Annotated in this window: 25 protein-coding genes; 24 read left to right on the top strand and 1 reads right to left on the bottom strand. The window is 68.2% G+C overall.

Going from position 1 to position 17,745, the window contains the following annotated elements:
- The first annotated feature begins 58 nt into the window (after positions 1–58).
- Both HAV40_RS07070 and HAV40_RS07065 read left to right on the top strand, forming a co-directional pair.
- Positions 59–292 (top strand): helix-turn-helix domain-containing protein, encoded by a 234-nt coding sequence (locus HAV40_RS07070; RefSeq protein WP_166379922.1) that lies wholly within the window; start codon positions 59–61, stop codon positions 290–292.
- Positions 289–528, top strand: coding sequence for a hypothetical protein (locus tag HAV40_RS07065; protein WP_166379921.1), 240 nt, complete (start codon positions 289–291; stop codon positions 526–528). The genes HAV40_RS07070 and HAV40_RS07065 overlap by 4 nt, the downstream gene beginning before the upstream one ends.
- Positions 529–533: 5 nt before the next feature.
- On the opposite strand, the gene HAV40_RS07060 is transcribed toward HAV40_RS07065, so the two are convergent.
- A complete protein-coding gene (locus HAV40_RS07060) occupies positions 534–728 on the bottom strand; it encodes a hypothetical protein (RefSeq protein WP_166379920.1) in 195 nt (64 codons plus the stop codon).
- A gap of 154 nt (positions 729–882) precedes the next feature.
- Here HAV40_RS07060 and HAV40_RS07055 point away from each other — a divergent pair, with 154 nt between their 5' ends.
- From HAV40_RS07055 to HAV40_RS06950, 22 genes are all read left to right on the top strand, one after another.
- On the top strand, positions 883–1,773 hold the full coding sequence (locus HAV40_RS07055) for an ArsR family transcriptional regulator (RefSeq protein WP_166379919.1): 891 nt from the start codon (positions 883–885) through the stop codon (positions 1,771–1,773).
- A complete protein-coding gene (locus HAV40_RS07050; RefSeq protein ID WP_166379918.1) occupies positions 1,773–1,943 on the top strand; it encodes a hypothetical protein in 171 nt (56 codons plus the stop codon). The genes HAV40_RS07055 and HAV40_RS07050 overlap by 1 nt, the downstream gene beginning before the upstream one ends.
- A complete protein-coding gene (dnaB, locus tag HAV40_RS07045) occupies positions 1,940–3,256 on the top strand; it encodes a replicative DNA helicase (protein ID WP_166379917.1) in 1,317 nt (438 codons plus the stop codon). Before HAV40_RS07050 ends, dnaB begins: the two co-directional genes overlap by 4 nt.
- Before the next feature lie 14 nt (positions 3,257–3,270).
- The gene (locus tag HAV40_RS07040) at positions 3,271–3,729 is read left to right on the top strand and encodes a hypothetical protein (RefSeq protein WP_166379916.1); all 459 of its coding nucleotides are present in this window, start codon (positions 3,271–3,273) and stop codon (positions 3,727–3,729) included.
- A gap of 692 nt (positions 3,730–4,421) precedes the next feature.
- The gene (locus tag HAV40_RS07035; protein WP_166379915.1) at positions 4,422–4,934 is read left to right on the top strand and encodes a hypothetical protein; all 513 of its coding nucleotides are present in this window, start codon (positions 4,422–4,424) and stop codon (positions 4,932–4,934) included.
- Positions 4,935–5,014: 80 nt separating this feature from the next.
- Entirely contained in the window at positions 5,015–5,314 is a 300-nt protein-coding gene (locus HAV40_RS07030) for a hypothetical protein (RefSeq protein WP_166379914.1), read from the top strand.
- A gap of 124 nt (positions 5,315–5,438) precedes the next feature.
- Positions 5,439–5,663, top strand: coding sequence for a hypothetical protein (locus HAV40_RS07025; RefSeq protein ID WP_166379913.1), 225 nt, complete (start codon positions 5,439–5,441; stop codon positions 5,661–5,663).
- A 16-nt stretch (positions 5,664–5,679) separates the two neighbouring features.
- Complete coding sequence (locus tag HAV40_RS07020) at positions 5,680–5,910, top strand: hypothetical protein (protein ID WP_166379912.1); 231 nt, start codon at positions 5,680–5,682, stop codon at positions 5,908–5,910.
- Between the two features lie 60 nt (positions 5,911–5,970).
- A complete protein-coding gene (locus tag HAV40_RS07015) occupies positions 5,971–6,225 on the top strand; it encodes a hypothetical protein (RefSeq protein WP_166379911.1) in 255 nt (84 codons plus the stop codon).
- 29 nt (positions 6,226–6,254) lie between these two features.
- Positions 6,255–6,992 carry a hypothetical protein gene (locus HAV40_RS07010; protein WP_166379910.1) on the top strand — a complete coding sequence of 246 codons (738 nt, stop codon included), beginning with the start codon at positions 6,255–6,257 and terminating at the stop codon, positions 6,990–6,992.
- A gap of 54 nt (positions 6,993–7,046) precedes the next feature.
- Positions 7,047–7,397, top strand: a complete 351-nt coding sequence (locus HAV40_RS07005; RefSeq protein ID WP_166379909.1) for a hypothetical protein — start codon at positions 7,047–7,049, stop codon at positions 7,395–7,397.
- 40 nt (positions 7,398–7,437) lie between these two features.
- Entirely contained in the window at positions 7,438–7,608 is a 171-nt protein-coding gene (locus tag HAV40_RS07000) for a hypothetical protein (RefSeq protein WP_166379908.1), read from the top strand.
- Complete coding sequence (locus HAV40_RS06995; protein WP_166379907.1) at positions 7,601–8,023, top strand: hypothetical protein; 423 nt, start codon at positions 7,601–7,603, stop codon at positions 8,021–8,023. The genes HAV40_RS07000 and HAV40_RS06995 overlap by 8 nt, the downstream gene beginning before the upstream one ends.
- Before the next feature lie 202 nt (positions 8,024–8,225).
- On the top strand, positions 8,226–8,663 hold the full coding sequence (locus HAV40_RS06990) for a hypothetical protein (protein ID WP_166379906.1): 438 nt from the start codon (positions 8,226–8,228) through the stop codon (positions 8,661–8,663).
- 76 nt (positions 8,664–8,739) lie between these two features.
- Positions 8,740–9,042: a DUF433 domain-containing protein gene (locus HAV40_RS06985; RefSeq protein WP_166379905.1), complete on the top strand. Its 303-nt coding sequence runs from the start codon at positions 8,740–8,742 to the stop codon at positions 9,040–9,042.
- A complete protein-coding gene (locus tag HAV40_RS06980; protein ID WP_166379904.1) occupies positions 9,039–9,521 on the top strand; it encodes a hypothetical protein in 483 nt (160 codons plus the stop codon). Before HAV40_RS06985 ends, HAV40_RS06980 begins: the two co-directional genes overlap by 4 nt.
- Before the next feature lie 4 nt (positions 9,522–9,525).
- The gene (locus tag HAV40_RS06975; protein WP_166379903.1) at positions 9,526–10,320 is read left to right on the top strand and encodes a recombinase family protein; all 795 of its coding nucleotides are present in this window, start codon (positions 9,526–9,528) and stop codon (positions 10,318–10,320) included.
- Positions 10,320–11,804: a phage terminase large subunit gene (gene terL, locus HAV40_RS06970; RefSeq protein ID WP_166379902.1), complete on the top strand. Its 1,485-nt coding sequence runs from the start codon at positions 10,320–10,322 to the stop codon at positions 11,802–11,804. Before HAV40_RS06975 ends, terL begins: the two co-directional genes overlap by 1 nt.
- 186 nt (positions 11,805–11,990) lie before the next feature.
- The gene (locus HAV40_RS06965; RefSeq protein WP_166379901.1) at positions 11,991–12,290 is read left to right on the top strand and encodes a hypothetical protein; all 300 of its coding nucleotides are present in this window, start codon (positions 11,991–11,993) and stop codon (positions 12,288–12,290) included.
- A 5-nt stretch (positions 12,291–12,295) separates the two neighbouring features.
- On the top strand, positions 12,296–14,320 hold the full coding sequence (locus HAV40_RS06960; protein ID WP_166379900.1) for a phage portal protein: 2,025 nt from the start codon (positions 12,296–12,298) through the stop codon (positions 14,318–14,320).
- On the top strand, positions 14,317–16,254 hold the full coding sequence (locus HAV40_RS06955) for a head maturation protease, ClpP-related (RefSeq protein ID WP_166379899.1): 1,938 nt from the start codon (positions 14,317–14,319) through the stop codon (positions 16,252–16,254). The genes HAV40_RS06960 and HAV40_RS06955 overlap by 4 nt, the downstream gene beginning before the upstream one ends.
- Entirely contained in the window at positions 16,251–17,729 is a 1,479-nt protein-coding gene (locus tag HAV40_RS06950; RefSeq protein ID WP_166379898.1) for a phage major capsid protein, read from the top strand. The genes HAV40_RS06955 and HAV40_RS06950 overlap by 4 nt, the downstream gene beginning before the upstream one ends.
- The last annotated feature ends 16 nt before the right edge of the window (positions 17,730–17,745 follow it).

Below are 17,745 nucleotides of genomic sequence, written 5' to 3'. Positions count from 1 at the left end.
CCACCCTCCGCGCCGGGCACCCCAACCAACCCGCACCACAAACCACCAGGGGGAGACAGTGACCCGCACATCAGACGACATGGGAGCCGTCCGGCCCCTCGTCGACTTCCTCAAAACCGAACGCGAACGCCTCGGCTACACCCGCAACTCGGTCGCCGTCGCCCTCGGCTGCAAGCACAGCCAGCTCGCTGCATGGGAAGACGGCCGCAACGCCCCCGGCGTCAACTTCCTCGCCAGCTGGGGCGCACTACTCGGCCACGATCTCGCCTTCATCCCGCAGGAGCAGCAGTGACCACAATGACGCGCCAACCGCAGCTAGACCCCGAGGCCATCTACGTCGCCGCCGACCAGCGCCGCCGTGGCCTGCGAATCTCTTGGAACGAGGTGGCCCGCCAGTCGGGGATCGCGTCCAAGGACGTGTTCATGCGCCTCGGCCGGGGGACTGTCCCGCACTCGCACAACCTGTTCCTGATCCTGCTGTGGGTCGGCAGGACGGATCTGCGGTCGTTCGAGAAGGCCAGCAGGTGAACGGGCTACTCGGGCAGGTCGGGCGCGTCGTGGTAGTCGCGCAGGGGCCTCGTCGGGCGCTTCGTGCCGGGCTCGGTCAGGTACCAGCGGATGAACTCACGCAGCACCGTCGACCGGTTCGGGTGAGCAGCTTCGCCGAACCGTTCCCACAGGTCTTCCTCTATGCGGATCGCTACCCGCTGGGTTCCGGGTGTCGGCACAGCTCCACCTCCGTCGTCGAGACACCCACAGCGTACAGGCAAGAAGGTTTGTGCAGACACCTAGAGTCCCATCTGTGCAGACACCCTGATAAGATTTGTTCAGACACCCTACCGCCTGCGGGCGTTGGGTTACGTAGATAGGTGGGGCGCGTCAGTGGCCACAAAGTGGGAGATCAACCGGGCGGTGAGGGCATCGAACCTGCCCGCGCCCTCGCGTCTGATCATGCTCACGCTCTCCGACATGGCCGAAGCCGCAACGGCGGAGATCCCCGAGCGGCACACGCCGTCGCTGACCGAGCTGGCCCGCCAGACGGGGCTTGGCCGGTCGACGGTGGCGCAGCATCTGCTGTCGTTGGAGGAGACGAAGTGGGTTGTCCGTGACCGGCCGGAGGTTGCTGCGGCACGGGCGAACGGGGAGCGGACGTGCTATCGGCTGACGGTTCCGGCCGGTGCTCCGGTAGTCCAGGAGCTGGACGGCCTAGTCCAGGAGCGGGACCACTCGGAGGCTGAGGTAGTCCAGGAGCTGGACCACCCTAGTCCAGCTCCTGGACTACCCCTAGTCCAGGAGCTGGACGGGGGTAGTCCAGGAGCTGGACCCAATAGAACGATCAGTACTACCAGTACAACCAATACGATCGTCGCCGCTGCCGCTGCCGCTGCCGCTGCCAAAGCAGCCCCTTCGGCGAAACCTGCTCCGACAGCCCAACCTCGAACCGTTGCCCCATCAACCGGATCAACGCGACCGCCCATCGTCCGCTTCGACGAATTCTGGGCCGTCTACCCGCTCAGCGACGGCGAGGCCAAAGCGCGTCAGGCATGGGCCAAGGCGATCAAGCGCGCCGAACCCGACGCGATCATCGCCGGAGCTGCCCGCTACCGAGACTGGCCGCGCCGCAACCCCGACTACACCAAGCTCGCCGCGAACTGGCTCGCCGACAACGGCTGGCAAGACGCCTACGTGGCCGCCGTGGCACCACGACAGCAGTCAACTCAGCCCGAGCCCGCCTACTACCGGCCGCTCAAGCCGACGAGGGCAACCGCCTGATGTGCGACTACTGCCAGCGCGCGGCCGTGTTCCTCGCCGAAGCCATCAACGAACTCGGCGGCACCCTCCGCCTCGCCTGCCGCGACCACCACGACCAGGCCCAGCACGACTGCACCGCCCACGGCACCCCCACCATCACCGAACTCAACCCCATCCAGGAGCACAGGTGAACGACCGCGTACCCCCGCACGACCTCGCCGCCGAGCAGGTCGTCCTCGGCTCCATGATGCTCAACCACGAAGCCGTCGCCATCGCCGTCGAACGACTCCGCCCCGAAGACTTCTACCGCAACGCCCACGGCGTCATCTTCGCCTCCATCATCGGAGCCTGGGCCGACCGCGAACCCACCGACGAAATCGCCATCGCCACCCGCCTCCAAGTCGCAGGCGACCTCGCCCGCATCGGCGGACCCATCGGCCTCCATGCCCTCGTCGAAGCCGTCCCCGTCGCCGCCAGCATCGGCTACTACGCCAAAACCGTCGCCGAACGCGCCAACGTCCGCCGCATCATCGAAGCCGGCACCCGCATCGCCCAAATGGCCTACGAGTCCAACGGTGAAATCGGCGAACTCCCCGCCCACGCCACCAAACTCATCGCCAACGCGGTCGACGACCGGCAGCAGGCCGGACTCACCCACGTGTCCGAGATGGTCAACGACAGCCTCGACGCGATCGAGGAGGCACGCAACGGCGGCAGGGGAGCGGGCATCCTCACCGGCATCCACGCGTTGGACGACGCCACCGGCGGGTTCCGGCCCGGACAGATGATCATCGTGGCTGGCAGGCCCGGCATGGGCAAGAGCGTCATGGGCATCGAGGCCGCCCGCGACGTCGCCATGAGCCAGCGAAAGCAGGTCGCGATCTTCACCCTGGAGATGTCCAGGACCGAAGTCCTCCACCGCCTCTACTCCGCCATGACCAGCATCGAAATCAGCCGCATCGTCCGCGGGCAGCTCTCCGACGCCGACTGGACGAAGATCTCCCGCGCTGCCGCCCAGGTCGCCGACGCGCCGATCCTCATCGACGACTCGGCCCCGCTGACCCTGCCGATCATCGCCGCACGTGCCCGGCGCGCACACGCTCGCAGCCCGCTCGCCCTCGTCGTCATCGACTACCTGCAACTCATCAAAACCGGCCGGCGTGCCGAGAACCGTCAGCAGGAAGTCACCGAGATCAGCCAAGGCGTGAAGCTCCTCGCGAAGGAACTTGGCTGCCCCGTCCTCATCGCCGCGCAGCTCAACCGCAACAACGAAGGCCGCACCGACAAGCGCCCCCAGCTCTCCGACCTCCGCGAGAGTGGATCGCTCGAACAGGACGCCGACCTGGTGATCCTGCTCCACCGGGACAACTACTACGACCCCGACACCCCTCGCGGCAACGAGATCGACGTGATCCTCGCCAAGCAGCGCAGCGGCCAGACCGGGGCCGTCGTCGCCGGAGCCCAGTTCGAGTACGTCCGGTTCGTCAACCTCCCCCAGCTGTGACAGGAGATCCACACGTGGGCTACACGACCGACTTTGAGGGCACCGTTGCCATCGACCCGCCGCTCAACCCCGCCGAGATCGAGTTCCTGCGGGAGTTCGCCCGGTCGCGCCGGATGAACCGTCCCGACGGCCCCTACTCAACCCGCGACTACAGCTACGGCGAGCTGGGCGGCACGGACTACAACCGCTGCGCGGAGGGCCAGCCGAGCCTGTGGTGCGACTGGGAGCCCACCGCCGACGGGCGCGGCATCGAGTGGAACGGCATGGAGAAGTTCCACGACGCCCACATCTGGATGGCGTACCTGATCGACAACTTCCTCAAGGACGGCGGTCATGCCCAGGGCCAGATCGGCTTCGAGGACTTCACGTTCGACCACCACCTCAACGGCGTCATCAAGGCGCAGGGCGAGGACCCGAACGACGCCTGGGACCTGATCGTGGGTGCCAACCGGGTTGGGCGGGTGGACCGATGACCGCGACCGCCCCCGTCCTGACCGCCTGGCACCGCGAGAGCAACGGCGGCTCCCGACTGATCCCCGCGCCCATCCGCCTCATCCAGCGCATCCGCGTAATGGAGAACGGCTGCTGGGAATGGACCGGCAAGCTCACCGAGCCCGGCTACGGAGCCTGCGGATACCAGGGCCACCGCCACGTCCTCGCACACCGCGCCTTCTACACCGAGTTCGTCGGCCCCATCCCCGAGAACATGACGCTCGACCACCTCTGCCACACCCGCGACCTGTCATGCGAACCAGGGCCCAGCTGCCCGCACCGCCGCTGCGTCAACCCCAAGCACCTGGAGCCAGTCCCCGGTGCCGAGAACACACGTCGGGGCGGAGTATCGCGCCGCACGCACTGTCCGAAGGGCCACCCGTACGACGAGGCCAACACTCTCGTCAGCAACGGCCGCCGGTACTGCCGTACCTGCCAGAAGGCGCACGCCGACCGGAACAGCGCCAAGAGGTCCGCCGCCAAGGCCCGCCGAGCTGCACCACGGCGCGACGACGAGAACGGCGAATGGCCCGTCCGTTCGCTTTCGAGGCCCGCGACAACACCCGGACCCCATCGGCATGACCGCGGCGTTGCTTGCACGGGAAGATCGCAAGCTGACCGAGCAAGCAACCAGCCGAGACCAAGACCACCGAGACCAAGGAGACCGCGCCACATGACCGCCACCAAGCCCGAACTCGCCGCCCGCCAGCGTTGGTCCCGCCTCGACCGCCGCTACGACGGCTGGCGCTACTTCACGATCACCGCCCTCAACGACCGCCACGTCTACGCCATCACCCGCAGCGGCAAAGGCACCCGCATCCGCCGCAACCGCTTCGGCACCGGACGCGGCTGGTCCTACTGCGGACACGACGGCCCCGGCCCACTCCCGGCCTACACCACCGAGCGCAGCGTCATCCTCGGCTGCTACCCGTACGGCCGCAAACACACCGTCCTGCCGCTGGAAACTGAACTGGAGCAGGGCTTCGGCGGAGTCACCTTCACCCGCGACGGCCAGCGCGTCTGGTCGGCGTACAGCACCCGCAAGCGGCTTGCTCACATCGAACTGCTCGCCCGCGACATCCCCGGCGACTGGCGGCTTGAAATCCATGGCGCGATGTCCGGCCAGCTGTACCAGCGCCAGGACGACGGCTGGGTCCTGGTCGCGATCGACCACGGCTTCGCCTGAGCGCCGGCCGCCCACTCGACATCCCGCCATGCGGCCACAGCACCGACGACTGCCCACCGATACGCGAAGGAGCAACAACCATGAACCACCAGCAGGTCATCGGCTACCTCATCGCAGGCCACATCAACCACGCGTTCTTCGCCCTCGAAGACGACGACATCAAGGGCTGTTGCACCACCTGCTGCGGACCCTGCGCCGCGCTCGCGTACTTCCGCAACAACGCGCGCCAGGAGGCCGACGTCGCCGTGTTCTCGATCATGAGTGGCCCGACCGAGCGCTACGACTGGCAGAACCCCATCACGTTCGAAATCGACTGGGACCAGGTCGGCCAGTGCTGGGCCAACCCGTGCGCCAACGCCGAATTCCACGACGAGCTGTAGTGCCACCTGCGGCCCCCAGCCCGCCGGCACCATCCGCCACCTCGACCACAACAGCCCACACGGACACGAAACATGCGAGTGCGGCCACACGGCCCGGCTCGACTGGACCACGAAGGAGACCGAGATGAGTGCCCCGTACTACGCCGCTGAGCAGCCCAGCGAGTTCTGCGAACTGTGCGACACGACGATGCAGAACGGCGAGGCGTACTACAAGGAAGGCACCGTCGCCTACCACGAGAAGTGCGCCGCGACCTGCGACGACGGCAGCATCGACCACGGCATGAGCCGCATGGTCGCGATCAACCGTCGGCTAACCCTGCGCCCCACGAACGCCGCCGCCGCGAGCTGACGAGGAGAACACCGACATGCCCCAGCCCGCCGCCATCACCGACGAGCAGCTCGAAGCCGTCGCCCGCCAGGACATTCGAGCCGCTATCGACAACCTCTGCACCGAGGCGTCCAGCCAGTCCGAGGTGCTCTACGAGGAGTTCCCCGAGGCATGCAACGACGACGACGAGGACGGGTGGGAGCAGCTCATCAAGCGCTACGACGCGATCGTGCGCCGTGTCCGCGACGAGCACTTCCCCGCGAGCTGACCTCCGTCGGGCGCGGCACGACCAGGCCGCGCCCACCCACCGCCACCGAGAGGAACCGACATGAGCGTCTCGACGATCCGCACCATCCACTGCGACCGATGCGCCAAATGGACCGACGGCAACCTCGACCCCACAGCCACCGCCACGCAGATCCGGCGCAAGGCCAAGCGCAACGGCTGGCGGGTCGCCCAGCCCGGCGGCGAGGACACCTGCCCCGACTGCGTGGCCATGGAGACGTGCACCTGCGGCCCGCACCGCCTGTTCAACGGCGTCATGCACCACGCGCCTGAATGCCCGTCCCAAGCCATCGCCTGACCACCCACCGACCGCAACCTGGAGGACCGATGACCACCACACCCGCCACGACCGACCTCGACACGCTGAGGGCGCTGGAGCAGGCCGCGACCGGAGCGCCATGGATCGCCGACCAGGAGTTCCGGGGCCAGCCCTGGTACGTCCTCGGCGAGAACGAAGGCGGCACCAACACGGCCGCCCGATGCTCCGACAAGGCCGACGCCGAGTTCATCGCCGCCGCACGCAACGCCCTGCCCGCGCTGCTGGACGAGCTGGCCACCGAACGCCGTCAGGGCGCGGCCATGGCGTCCATCACCGGCGAGGCGATCCGGCAGCTCGGCGAAGAGCGTGATGACGCCCGCGAGGAACTGGCCAAGGTGCGCGCCGAACTGGACGAGGCGAAGCGCGAGGTATGGGCACTCAACAACAGCGACGACGGCCGCGTCGTGCTGCTGGAGTCCCTCATCGCCCGGATGCGGCCCGTGCTGGAGTACGTGTCCCGTGGCCGGAGCTTCCTCGGCGTCGACGGGCCGTACCCGGATGCGACCGCGCGACGAGTGCTGGCTCAGGTGGCCGACGTGCTGGAGGCCAACCCCGCCACCACGGCCGAGCCCGCCGACGAGCCGAAGGCCACGAAGCCCGACTGGTCCGAGTTCGGCGACTGCGGCTGCGGTGCCAAGCGCGGCGAGCCGTGCACCTACACGTACGGCACCCGCACCGGACGCCCCCGCACGTGGCCGCACCCGGAGCGCTTCGGCGAGTTCCACGCCGAGCCCGCCGCGGGCTGAGCGCCTGCCGTACGCCACCGCCAGCCGCACCAACACCCGAACCGAGGAGAGCCCGTGAGCACCGACCTGCCAGACCCGGAGCGCGTCGTCAGCGCACTCATAGCTGCCGGATGGACCTACGCCGGACAGCGCACCGGCCTCTACAAGCGCCTCTACTGGCCCGGCGTTACCGACCTCCGAGGCAGGTCGATCGTCATCCCGCTGAACTCGGACTTCGCCGACTACCACGACCTGATGACCGCCGCCCCGGGTGAGCTGGAGCTGGCCGCCGAGGTGGGCCGGATCGCTGCTGCCGCCCTTGCTGCCATCGCCGACGAGCCGCAGCCCACTTGTCCGCTGGGCGGGTGCTGGTGGTGCACGGACAAGGCCGAGCGCAAGGCCACACCCGCGCAGGTGCGGCCGTGACGCACACCGCCGACAACACCGACAGGCAGGAGAACGCCCGATGACCGTCCACTGGCACGACGACGAATGCACCTGGTGCCCCTGCGACGAGGTCACCACCGGCGATCCCGAGCGGGTTGCCGCCTGGATGCGCGCCATCCGCCTCGGCCCCCCACCGAGCAGCAGCGTCGACGGGACCACGACCAGCAGCGAGGAGCAGGCACATGGCTGAGCTGACCGACACGATCGAAGCCGCCATCAACGAAGCACTCGACCGACTCAAGCCATGGACCACACCCGAGTTCGGCGACCTCGTTGCCATCAACGCACTCCGGGTCGTCTCCATCGCGATCCACACGGCCGTACCGCGCATCGAAGCCGCAGCGAGGGCAGACGAGCGCGCCAAGGTCGCCGAGGAGATCGCGAAGGCCATTGAGGCTGAGTCCGTGAACGATGACGAAGCCGCCGGGGCGCACATCGCACGACAGCACGCCGTGCGCCCCGCAGATCCCTCCCACGGAAACAGTGCGCACGTACCGGGGGAGCAACCGCGAGACGCGGCCAACGGAGGCCCCAGGAGCCCCGTGGAGACGACAACAGCCCCACCCCCGTACGAGCGGACACCCAAACCCGCACAGGGCAACTGAGAGCGAAAGACGAGAACGGAGGGCCGACAACGTGACCGTGGACGCAGCAAAGCCCCGGGCGGCATATGGACATGGCAAGCCGAAATGTGGCAGCCGGAAGCGCCAGGGTGAGGGAACGTGCACTCGGCCCGCCGGATGGGGCACCGATCACCCAGGGGCAGGAGCCTGCAAGATGCATGGAGGAGCAACACCGACCCACCGCGTGGCGGCACACCAGGAGCTGGTGCGGCGGGAGATCACGAAGGCTCGGGACATCCTGAACGCCTCGCCAATTACCGACCCGCTCCGCGCCCTGCAGGAGCTGGCTGGGCAGGTTGTGGAGTGGAAGGACGCGCTCGCCGCCAGGGTGGACCTGCACGCGCTCCGGTACGAGTCGAACATCAGCACCGAGCAGATCCGCGGCGAGGTTCAGCTACTGGAGCGGGCGATGGACCGGTGCAACACGGTGCTGGCGACGATCGCGAAGCTCAACATTGACGAGCGGCTCGCCCGGATCGACGAGATGACCGCAGTTGTCATCGTCCGCGCCGTCGAGGCCGGGCTTGCGAGCGCGGGTGTGGCAGGGCCTGCGGCGGTGAAGGCGCGTGAGGTTGTGCGCGGGCACCTGCGGGCGTTGCCCGGTCGGGAGGCGGCGCGGTGAACTACAGCATCGTCGGCATCAACATGGAGGCACTCCGGTGAGCGCGCCTGAACCTCACGTCTGGATCCTCCCTGGCGTGCAGCAAGGCACCCCGTGTGTCGGCGGTACGCGCATCCCAGTCGAGACCATTGCCCGGCTCGTCTACGGCCCCGGTGGCAGCGTCCAGCTCGCAACCGGCAGCTACCCGCACCTCACCCGTCAGCAGGTGCTCGTCGCCTGCTGGTACGTGGGCATGTACGGCACCGCTGTCTGGTCCCGCCGCCGCTGGCGCGCGTGGGCTGCCGGGCACGCCGATGCGATGTGGGCTGGCCGCTGGAACGAGGTTCCCGACCCGCCTAACGGCGACAACGTCCAGCTTGCGCTTGGGAGCAGGTCATGACCGTCCGCGTGGAGAACGACCACATCGTGATCAGCTTCGGCGACGAAGATGAACGGCTGACCCCTACCGAAGCACGACGGCTCGCCGACGAACTCCTCGTTGCCGCAGACAAATGCGAGCGCCAGCAGCGCGAGACCGAAGCCACCTGCGAGCGCGACGGCCACGACTGGGGACCGTGGCTCAACGGCTACGCGCCCTTCCGCAACCACGCCCGACGCTGCCAGCGTGGCTGCTGGTTCGGGCACGAGCAGGAGCCCGGGTGGATGCCGTTTGCTGGCCTTCCTCACGGCACCCTCTGGGGCCAGCCGTTGGAGTGCTGCGGGCCGGGCTGCGAGCACTGCGACACGAAGAAGCTGGGCCAGATCATCCAAAGGATGTCCGCCGAAGCACTCCAGCGGCTCGATGCGTTCGTGTTCGGCGAGACCGAGACAGCCACTGACCAGCACCGTAACGATAATGCCGATTCTCGTGTACGATAGACGCATGACGAAGAAGCTCTGGCTCGTCGCCTACGGCCGCGTGTCCACCGCCAACCAGCTCGACGGATACGGCCCCGACGTGCAGACCAAGGACATGAAAGATTGGGCGAAGAAGAACAGCGTCCAGCTTGTCACCGTGTTTTTCGACGGCGGCGTGTCCGGCGCGGTCAATGCAGACGAGCGCCCGGAACTGTCCAAAGCGCTCCAGATGGTTGCTGACGGCACCGCAGACGGCATCCTGGCTCCGAACATGGACCGCCTGGCACGAGAGCTGACGGTTCAGGAGGCGGCGCTCCAGGTGGTGTGGGCGCACGGTGGTCGCGTCTTCACCACCGACCAGGGCGAGATCCTGCCCGACGACGACAGCGACCCCATGCGCACCGCCATGCGCCAGATGGCAGGCGTGTTCGCCCAGCTCGAACGCGGACTCATCATCAAGCGGCTCAAGGGCGGCCGGCTCGCCAAGATGGCCGCCGGCGGCTACGCAGGCGGCGCGCCCGCCTACGGGCAGCAGGCCGTCGACAAGGCGCTCAAGGCTGATCCCGTGGAGGCTGCTGTGCTCGCCAGGATCCAGCAGATGCGCGACGACGGCATGTCCTACCGGGACATCGCCGACGCGCTCAACGCCGACGAGGTGCCGACGAAGCGCGGCAAGCAGTGGCAGCCCAACACCGTCGTGCGGATGCTCAACCCGGAGGTGCGCCGGGCTGATGCCGAGCGGGCAGCCGACAGGTACTCAAGGATCAAGGCAGACAAGCGGCTCCAAAAGGCAGGCCGCATGATCGGAAAGGCGTCCTGATGGGCGTTAACCTGCGTGTCCTGGACCGGGCCGCCGCCATGCTCGGTACGACGAACACCCGCACCTACGCAACCCCCGGCGACGTGGCCAGGCACATCGAACCGAAGACGATCCAGACGCCTGCACTGGACATCCTCGACGGGGCGCTCGTCGCAGCGGTGCGGGGGACCGGACCCAAGCGCGTGATCATCACGTGTCCGCCGCAGGAGGGCAAGTCCGTGCGCTGCTCGCGGTTCTTCCCGATTTGGGCGCTGCTCCACGACCGTGACCTGCGGATCGCGAACATCGGCTACCAGGATGCGATCTCCCGGCGGTGGGGCCGGCGGGTGCGTGACGACGTCAACGACTACCCGGACCTCGGCCTGGTCGTGTCGAACACGTCGGGTGCTGCGAACGAGTGGCAGCTGGAGGGCTCGGGCGGCGGCATGATCACGTCGTCGGTGACGGGTTCGCTGACCGGCCGCCCCGTAGACCTGATGATCATCGACGATCCGCACAAAGACCAAGGCGAAGCCGACTCCGAGACTATCCGCAACACCATCAAAGACTGGTGGCGCACCGTCGGCTCCACCCGCCTCTCACCCGCAGGCGTCGTCATCCTCGTCCAAACCCGCTGGCACGAAGACGACCTCGCCGGGTTCCTCACCAACGAGGAAAACGAAGGCCACGACGAATGGCACGTCATCAACATCCAAGCCCAAGCCGAACACGACCCCGACAAAGGCATCGAATGCAAGTGCAACGGGCGGAAGGGCTGCCTCGGCTACGACGTCCTCGGCCGCGAACCAGGCGAGTTCATGGAATCCGCACGCGGACGCGACACCGCGAACTGGCTCCAGCGCAAACGCGACGCAGGCTCCCGCGGCTGGGCAGCCCTCTACCAGGGCCATCCCGCGCCGTCAGACGGCAACATCTTCAAACGCGACTGGTGGCAGTACTACGACACCCCGCGAGCGGTCCCGCAGGGCGACGGCAGCATGTACGTGCCGGGCACCGTCACCGTCGAGATCCACGTCGATGCCACGTTCAAAGACACGAAGCACTCCGACTTCGTCGTCATGCAGGTCTGGGCATCCGACGGCGTCAAAGCATGGCTCCTGGACCAGGTGAGGGCGCGCATGGACTTCACCGTCACCGTCACGACCCTGGAGCAGCTGGCCGCGAAGTGGCCGCAGGCGCGGGCGAAGGTCGTTGAGGACAAAGCGAACGGCCCGGCGATCATCTCGATGCTCCGGAAGAAGGTCTCCGGTGTGATCGCGTACACGCCGAAGGACTCCAAGGAAGCCCGCGCGTCCGCAATCGCCCCGTACGTCGAGGCCGGTGACGTGCTCCTGCCAGCGGCGAAGCTGGCCCCGTGGGTGGGTGCGTTCGTCGATGAGTGTGCGGCGTTCCCGAACGGCGCACACGATGACCAGGTCGACGGGATGAGCCAGGCGCTGCACCGTCTGCTGGCGAAGGGCAGGCCGCAGATCCGCACGACGTAACCCTTCCAACTGGTGGCACTTTTGTGATGTTGGCGCGTCCACGCGTCACCTGCACATTTGTGCCACCACAGCTAAGTGGATCTGCCGGGGGCTAGTCGGGTCCCCTAGGCATATGACCTCCCCGGACCCCCTCGCGCAGGCCCTCGTCGGTGCTGCCTTGTGCGTGGTCCGCCCGGAGCAGCCCGCATGAGCATCGCCGCGCACGCCGCCCCCACCCGCAACCCGCTCGCCGGCGTCGGCCGCGCGATCAGCAACCGGGCCGCCGCCGTCACCGCAGCGCTCGCCGCCGCCGCAGCCTCCCTGCGCGCGAAAGCGACAACCATCCGGTCCGCGGTCCTGCAGCTCGCAGGCCTCGCCGCGTTCACCGTCTCCGCCTGGATGCTCGCCCCCGCCGCAGGCATCGCCGTTGCTGGCGTTTCGTGCTTCGTCCTCAACTGGCTCCTCAGCGACAGCGGCGACGACGACGCCGAGGCCGGGCAGCGGTGAGGGATTTGATCAGCACCCTGACCCGTGCCAGCAACAAGGCACCCGTCCCGTACGTCCCCGCCTCCTACGCCAACGGCCTCTCCCACATCTACTCGGAGCCCAAGGGCGCTGAAGCCGAGATGCGCGCCTACGGGGCCAACGGCACCCTGTTCGGACTCGTCAACCGGCTCATGACCACCACCGGGTCCGTCGGCTGGAAGCTCTGGCAGAAAGCCGCATCCGGGAAGAAAGAAGACCGCAAAGAGGTCACCCGGCACCTCGCCCTGAACGTGTGGAACAAGCCCAACAAGTTCTTCACCCAGCGCCGCCTCATCGAATCCGGGCAGCAGCACAACGACCTCACCGGCGAGACGTGGCTCATCGTCGCCCGGAACCCCCTCGCCAGGTCGATCCCGCTGGAGCTGTGGCCCGTCCGCCCAGACCGGATCCGGCCCGCGGTGCACCCGCAGGAGTTCATCACCGGGTACATCTACACGGGCCCGAACGGCGAGCAGGTGCCGCTGGAGATCGACGACGTCATCCCGATGTTCCAGCCCGACCCGGAGAACCACTACCGCGGCCTCGGCCCGGTGCAGGCTTTGCTGCGGACGATCGATTCGCAGAAGTTCTCTGAGGAGTGGAATCGGAACTTCTTCCGCAACAGTGCGAAGCCCGGTGGTGTGATCGAGGTTGAGGAGCGCCTGTCGGACGAGGAGTTCAACGAGTTCCGCGACCGCTGGGCCGAGTCCCACCAGGGCCTGTCGAACGCTCACCGTGTGGCGATCCTTGAGAACGGCATGAAGTGGGTCGACGCGAAGATCTCCCAGCGGGAGATGCAGTTCGCGGAGCTGGCCGAGATCGCGCCGAACCGGATCCGTGAGGCGTTCGGGTTTCCGCAGTTCGCGCAGGGCATCGTCGAAGACGTCAACCGCGCCTCCGCCGAGGCGTCCGATGCGATGTACGCGAAGTGGCTTGCGGTGCCGCGCCTGGACCGGTGGAAAGACGCCCTCAACTCGGTGTTCCTGCCGATGTTCGGCGACACGGCGGCCAACCTGGAGTTCGACTACGACGACCCGATCCCCCCGGACGCCGCCGCGCAGAACGCCGAGCGGGAGAGCAAGGCGACGGCGGCGAAGACGTACATCGACGCCGGGTTCGACGGCGACTCCGTGAAGACGGCGCTGGACCTGCCGGACACCCTCAAGTGGGAGAAGCCCGAGCCACCCGCACCGCCGGTCATGCCCGGCCAGCCCGGACAGGCCGACGCCAAGCCGCCGGCGAAGAAACCCGCCGCACTGCGCCTGTGGAACGCCGCCCCGGACGACACCGAGCCCGATGCGGACATGGAGCAGGTCCAGGCCGACTGGGAAGAACAACTCGCGGCCCTGCTCGTCGTCTGGGCTGGCATCACCGCCGCCCAGCAGGCCGAACTCCTCCCGCAGGTCATCGCGATCGTCGCCGCAGGAGACATTGCCGCGCTCGCTGCGCTAACCGTCACGGTCGTAACCGCGACCGCTGTCCTGACCGCGGCGATGGCCGCGATGGGTGCCCGTGCCGCGCGCCGTATGGCTGCTGAGGCGGCCGCGCAGGGCGTGCAGGTGCCCGTGCCCGTGTCACTGCCCGGCCTGGACCCGATCGCTGAGGCAGTCGCGCAGCTCCTCGGTGAAGGCCTCGCCCAGGCCGCGGGTAAGGAAGCCGTCCGCGTGTACGCGCCCGGCGTCGCCGCCGAGCAGGTCGCCCTCCAGGTCGGCGCGCACCTCGAAGGCCTGTCCGACGCGTACCTGCGGGAGCAACTCGGCGCGGCCCTGACCCGGGCGCAGAACGTCGGGCGCCTGGAGACCGTCCGCGACGTCCCGCAGACGATCTACTGGGCGAGCGAAACCCTTGACCGGAACACGTGCAAGCCGTGCCGGGAAATCGACGGGACCGAGTTCGAGTCCTGGAAGGCCGCCTGGGACGCGTACGGCGGCGGCACCTACCGGGCGTGCCTGGGCCGTAACCGCTGCCGCGGGACCGTCCGTGCGACGTGGAACCCGAGGGCAGGCGCATGAAGCGGACACCCCGATTCTTCGTCGCCGCAGTCGCACTGCAGGACCGGCTCGCGGGCAAGTACGACCCCAGCCAGCGCCGCGACTCCGACGGCAAATGGTCCGACGACGCCCTCGGCCTCTCCGACCGGATCACCCTCAACGATGGCGAGCGCCTGCTCGGGTCGCGGAAGGGCTCGGTAACCGAGTCTTCGACCAGTACCCCTGTCCTCGCGTCCATCGGCACCGACAGCGGCACCGAACTCCGGATCGGCGTCGTCGCGGTCAGCGACGCGAGCAAGTGGGCGGGCGCGAACCGTGGCGGCACAGCGAAACTCGACCAGGCCGCAGTCGACAACCTGAACGCCGCCATCGATGTCGAGGTCAGCAAGGCGAAGACCCGGCAGCGCGAGATCCAGAAGCTCTGGGAAGACATCGAAGACGCGCAGGCCGAGTACGAGACGGCCTACGACGCTGACGCAGACGCCGAAGCGATCCGTGCCGCCCGCGCAAAGGTCGAAGCCGCTGAGGCTGCCGAGGCCGCCTACTTCGAAAACCACGACATCGACGACCTGATCGGTGAAGGTGTCGTCGCTGGCAGCAGCTGGGGTGACATCGCTTTCCAGATCTGGGGCGACGACGACGAGCAGGGCGGCTGGTATCTCGACCTGGCCGTGAAGCCGCATGGTGCCGACGACTGGTCGTGGGACGACGTGATCGGTTACGAGAAGCAGGCGCGCCTGGACCTGTCGAACTGGCGGACGTTGCAGCGGCAGATGAAAACCCTCATGGCGCTCGGTGATGACGCCGCGCCGTCGAACAGTGCAGGCAGGGGCGCGATGCGTGGACGGCGTGGGCGTGCTCAGGCGCGCTCGAAGGCGAGCGGTGCGGCGGATTTCCGGGTCGAGAACCGCGCGGGTGACGTCGCGGAGATCTACCTGTACTCGGAGATCGGCGGCTGGGGCGTGACCGCAGCCCAGTTCGTGCAGGAACTGGCGCAGGTCAAGGCCCCGACAGTCGACCTGCACATCAACAGTCCGGGCGGGGACGCGTTCGACGGGGTCGCGATCTATAACGCGCTCGTCGCGTCGAAGAAGCGCATCAACGTCCACGTCGACGGCTTGGCCGCGTCGATCGCTTCGGTGATCGCGATGGCGGGCAGCACGGTCACGATGGGCCGCGGCTCACAGATGATGATCCACGACGCGCATGGGTTCGCGGTCGGGAACGTCGACGCGATGCGCGCCTACATCGAACTCCTCGACCGCACCAGCGCGGACATCGCCGGGTTCTACGCGGGCAAGGCTGGCGGGACCGCGGCTGAGTGGCGTACTCGGATGAAGGCCGAAACCTGGTACTCGGCCGAGGAAGCCGTCAAAGCCGGTCTCGCCGACGACGTCGCTGCGGTCCAGACGATGGAGCAGGTCGCCGCTGACTGGGACCTGTCGGTGTTCAACTTCGCGGGCCGGACGCGCGCTCCTGCGCCGTCTGTTGCGCGCGTGGAGGCGGCTGCTGCGCGGGAGGGGCGGGCAGCTGAGGTGCCCGCGCAGCAGCCCGCCGAACCTCCTGCAGAGGTGCCGGTTGAGGTGCCCGCGTTCGACCCGGCCGTGTTCAAGGCCAGCATGACCGCGGCCCTGGACCCGATGCCCGGCTTCGACCCGGCCCAGTTCAGGGACACGATGGGCGCGCTCGCCCTCGACGCCCCCGCCGCGCCCACGCCCGTGCGTGCCGCGGCCGAGGAGCCGCCCGCCGCGGAGCCTGAGCCCGAACCCGAGCCCGCAGAGCTGGCCATCGGCGGCTACACGCCGTCGGTGTTCCAGGCCGCGATGCGGCTCGCCGCGAACACCCTCGCGGCCCCTGACGTACCACCCCCGGCCCCGGCACCTGCCGACGAGCCACTGTTCCCGGCGATCGACCCGACGTCGTTCGTGCGCAGCCTGAAGGAGGCAACCCTGTGAGTACAGCCACCCGGCGGCAGCGTGACATCGCGGTCGCCCGTGCCCAGTTCCAGATGCTCGACAAGGCGGGCATCGACCCCCGCGACGTCGGGAAGGTCTTCAACCGGGCGAACCCCGCCGCCCCCGAGCGGATCGCGATCCCGACGACCGGTGCCGAGCTGGAAGCGATGCTCACCGACGCCCCGAGGATGCAGGCGGTCTTCAACGGGAAGAACGGCGAGTTCGGCGAGTTCATCACCGCGTACGCCCGGCACGTCCACCAGAAGGACCTGTCCATCGCGACGCAGGTCCAGAACGAGGTCCAGCTGGTCCTCGCGGACTGGCTCAAGGAGAACCAGCCCGAAGGCGTCGCCCGGCTCGACCTGACGCCCAAGGACGTCCTGGACAAGGGCGGGGCCCGGTCCAACCTCTACAACCCGAAGGCGATGGGCGCGGCCCTCGACCGGGACTACAAGGGCAGCGCGGACTACTTCGCGACGATCTGGCACAACGCGAACCGGACCGCCGACAACCAGTCCCGGCTGCAGCGGATCCGCAACGCGTTCTCCAGCACCGTTCCCAGCGAGGGCGGGTTCCTGATCCCGGAGACGCTACGCGCGGAGCTGCTCAAGGTGTCGCTGGAGACGTCGATCGTCCGCCCCCGCGCCCGCGTCATCCCGATGGAGACGCTGCGGGTTCCGTTCCCGGCCATCGACTCCACGTCCAACGTCAGCTCCGTCTACGGCGGCATCGTCGGCTACTGGACCGAGGAAGGCGCGGCCCTGACCGCGTCGCAGGCCGCGTTCTCGCGGATCGTCCTCGACGCGAAGAAGCTCACCGCCTACACCGAAGCCCCGAACGAGCTCATCTCCGACAGCCCGATGTCGTTCGAGGCGTTCATCAACGACATCTTCCCCGAGGCCCTGGGCTTCTACGAGGACGACGCGTTCCTCAACGGCTCCGGCGTCGGCATGCCCCTGGGCATCCTCGACGCGAACAACTCGGCCGCGGTCGAGGTCGCGAAGGAGGCGGGCCAGCCCGCCGCGTCGATCGTGTGGGAGAACATCGTCAAGATGTACGCCCGCATGCTGCCGTCCAGCCTCGGCCGGGCGGTGTGGGTCGCGTCGATCGACACGTTCCCGGAGCTGGCGACGATGGCGCTGTCCGTCGGTACCGGCGGTGGCGCGATCTGGCTGAACAACGGCCAGGTTGGTCCGCCGATGACGATCCTCGGCCGCCCGGTGATCTTCACGGAGAAGGCCAGCGTCCTCGGCACTTCGGGTGACATCAACTTCGTCGACTTCGGGTTCTACCTGATCGGCGACCGGCAGGTCATGTCCGCGCTGTCGTCCGCGCACTACAAGTTCGGCAACGACGTCACCGCCTACCGCATCATCGAGCGCGTCGACGGCCGTCCGTGGCTCCAGAGCCCGATCACCCCGAAGAACAACGGCGCGACCCTGAGCCCGTTCGTGAAACTCGCGACCAGGGCCTGATCCCATCCTCCCGGCC

Source organism: Catellatospora methionotrophica (genome assembly GCF_011297335.1).
Lineage (GTDB): Bacteria > Actinomycetota > Actinomycetes > Mycobacteriales > Micromonosporaceae > Catellatospora > Catellatospora methionotrophica.
The sequence above is the reverse complement of the archived record's forward strand: the minus strand, read 5'-3'. Positions and strand labels throughout refer to the sequence as shown.

Bases quoted from the DNA above. Each gene is read 5' to 3' on its own strand.
- HAV40_RS07050 (WP_166379918.1), top strand. From the start codon at position 1,773: ATGTGCGACTACTGCCAGCGCGCGGCCGTGTTCCTCGCCGAAGCCATC.
- HAV40_RS07035 (WP_166379915.1), top strand. From the start codon at position 4,422: ATGACCGCCACCAAGCCCGAACTCGCCGCCCGCCAGCGTTGGTCCCGC.
- HAV40_RS07030 (WP_166379914.1), top strand. From the start codon at position 5,015: ATGAACCACCAGCAGGTCATCGGCTACCTCATCGCAGGCCACATCAAC.
- HAV40_RS07025 (WP_166379913.1), top strand. From the start codon at position 5,439: ATGAGTGCCCCGTACTACGCCGCTGAGCAGCCCAGCGAGTTCTGCGAA.
- HAV40_RS07020 (WP_166379912.1), top strand. From the start codon at position 5,680: ATGCCCCAGCCCGCCGCCATCACCGACGAGCAGCTCGAAGCCGTCGCC.
- HAV40_RS07015 (WP_166379911.1), top strand. From the start codon at position 5,971: ATGAGCGTCTCGACGATCCGCACCATCCACTGCGACCGATGCGCCAAA.
- HAV40_RS07010 (WP_166379910.1), top strand. From the start codon at position 6,255: ATGACCACCACACCCGCCACGACCGACCTCGACACGCTGAGGGCGCTG.
- HAV40_RS07000 (WP_166379908.1), top strand. From the start codon at position 7,438: ATGACCGTCCACTGGCACGACGACGAATGCACCTGGTGCCCCTGCGAC.
- HAV40_RS06995 (WP_166379907.1), top strand. From the start codon at position 7,601: ATGGCTGAGCTGACCGACACGATCGAAGCCGCCATCAACGAAGCACTC.
- HAV40_RS06980 (WP_166379904.1), top strand. From the start codon at position 9,039: ATGACCGTCCGCGTGGAGAACGACCACATCGTGATCAGCTTCGGCGAC.
- HAV40_RS06975 (WP_166379903.1), top strand. From the start codon at position 9,526: ATGACGAAGAAGCTCTGGCTCGTCGCCTACGGCCGCGTGTCCACCGCC.
- terL (WP_166379902.1), top strand. From the start codon at position 10,320: ATGGGCGTTAACCTGCGTGTCCTGGACCGGGCCGCCGCCATGCTCGGT.
- HAV40_RS06965 (WP_166379901.1), top strand. From the start codon at position 11,991: ATGAGCATCGCCGCGCACGCCGCCCCCACCCGCAACCCGCTCGCCGGC.
- HAV40_RS06955 (WP_166379899.1), top strand. From the start codon at position 14,317: ATGAAGCGGACACCCCGATTCTTCGTCGCCGCAGTCGCACTGCAGGAC.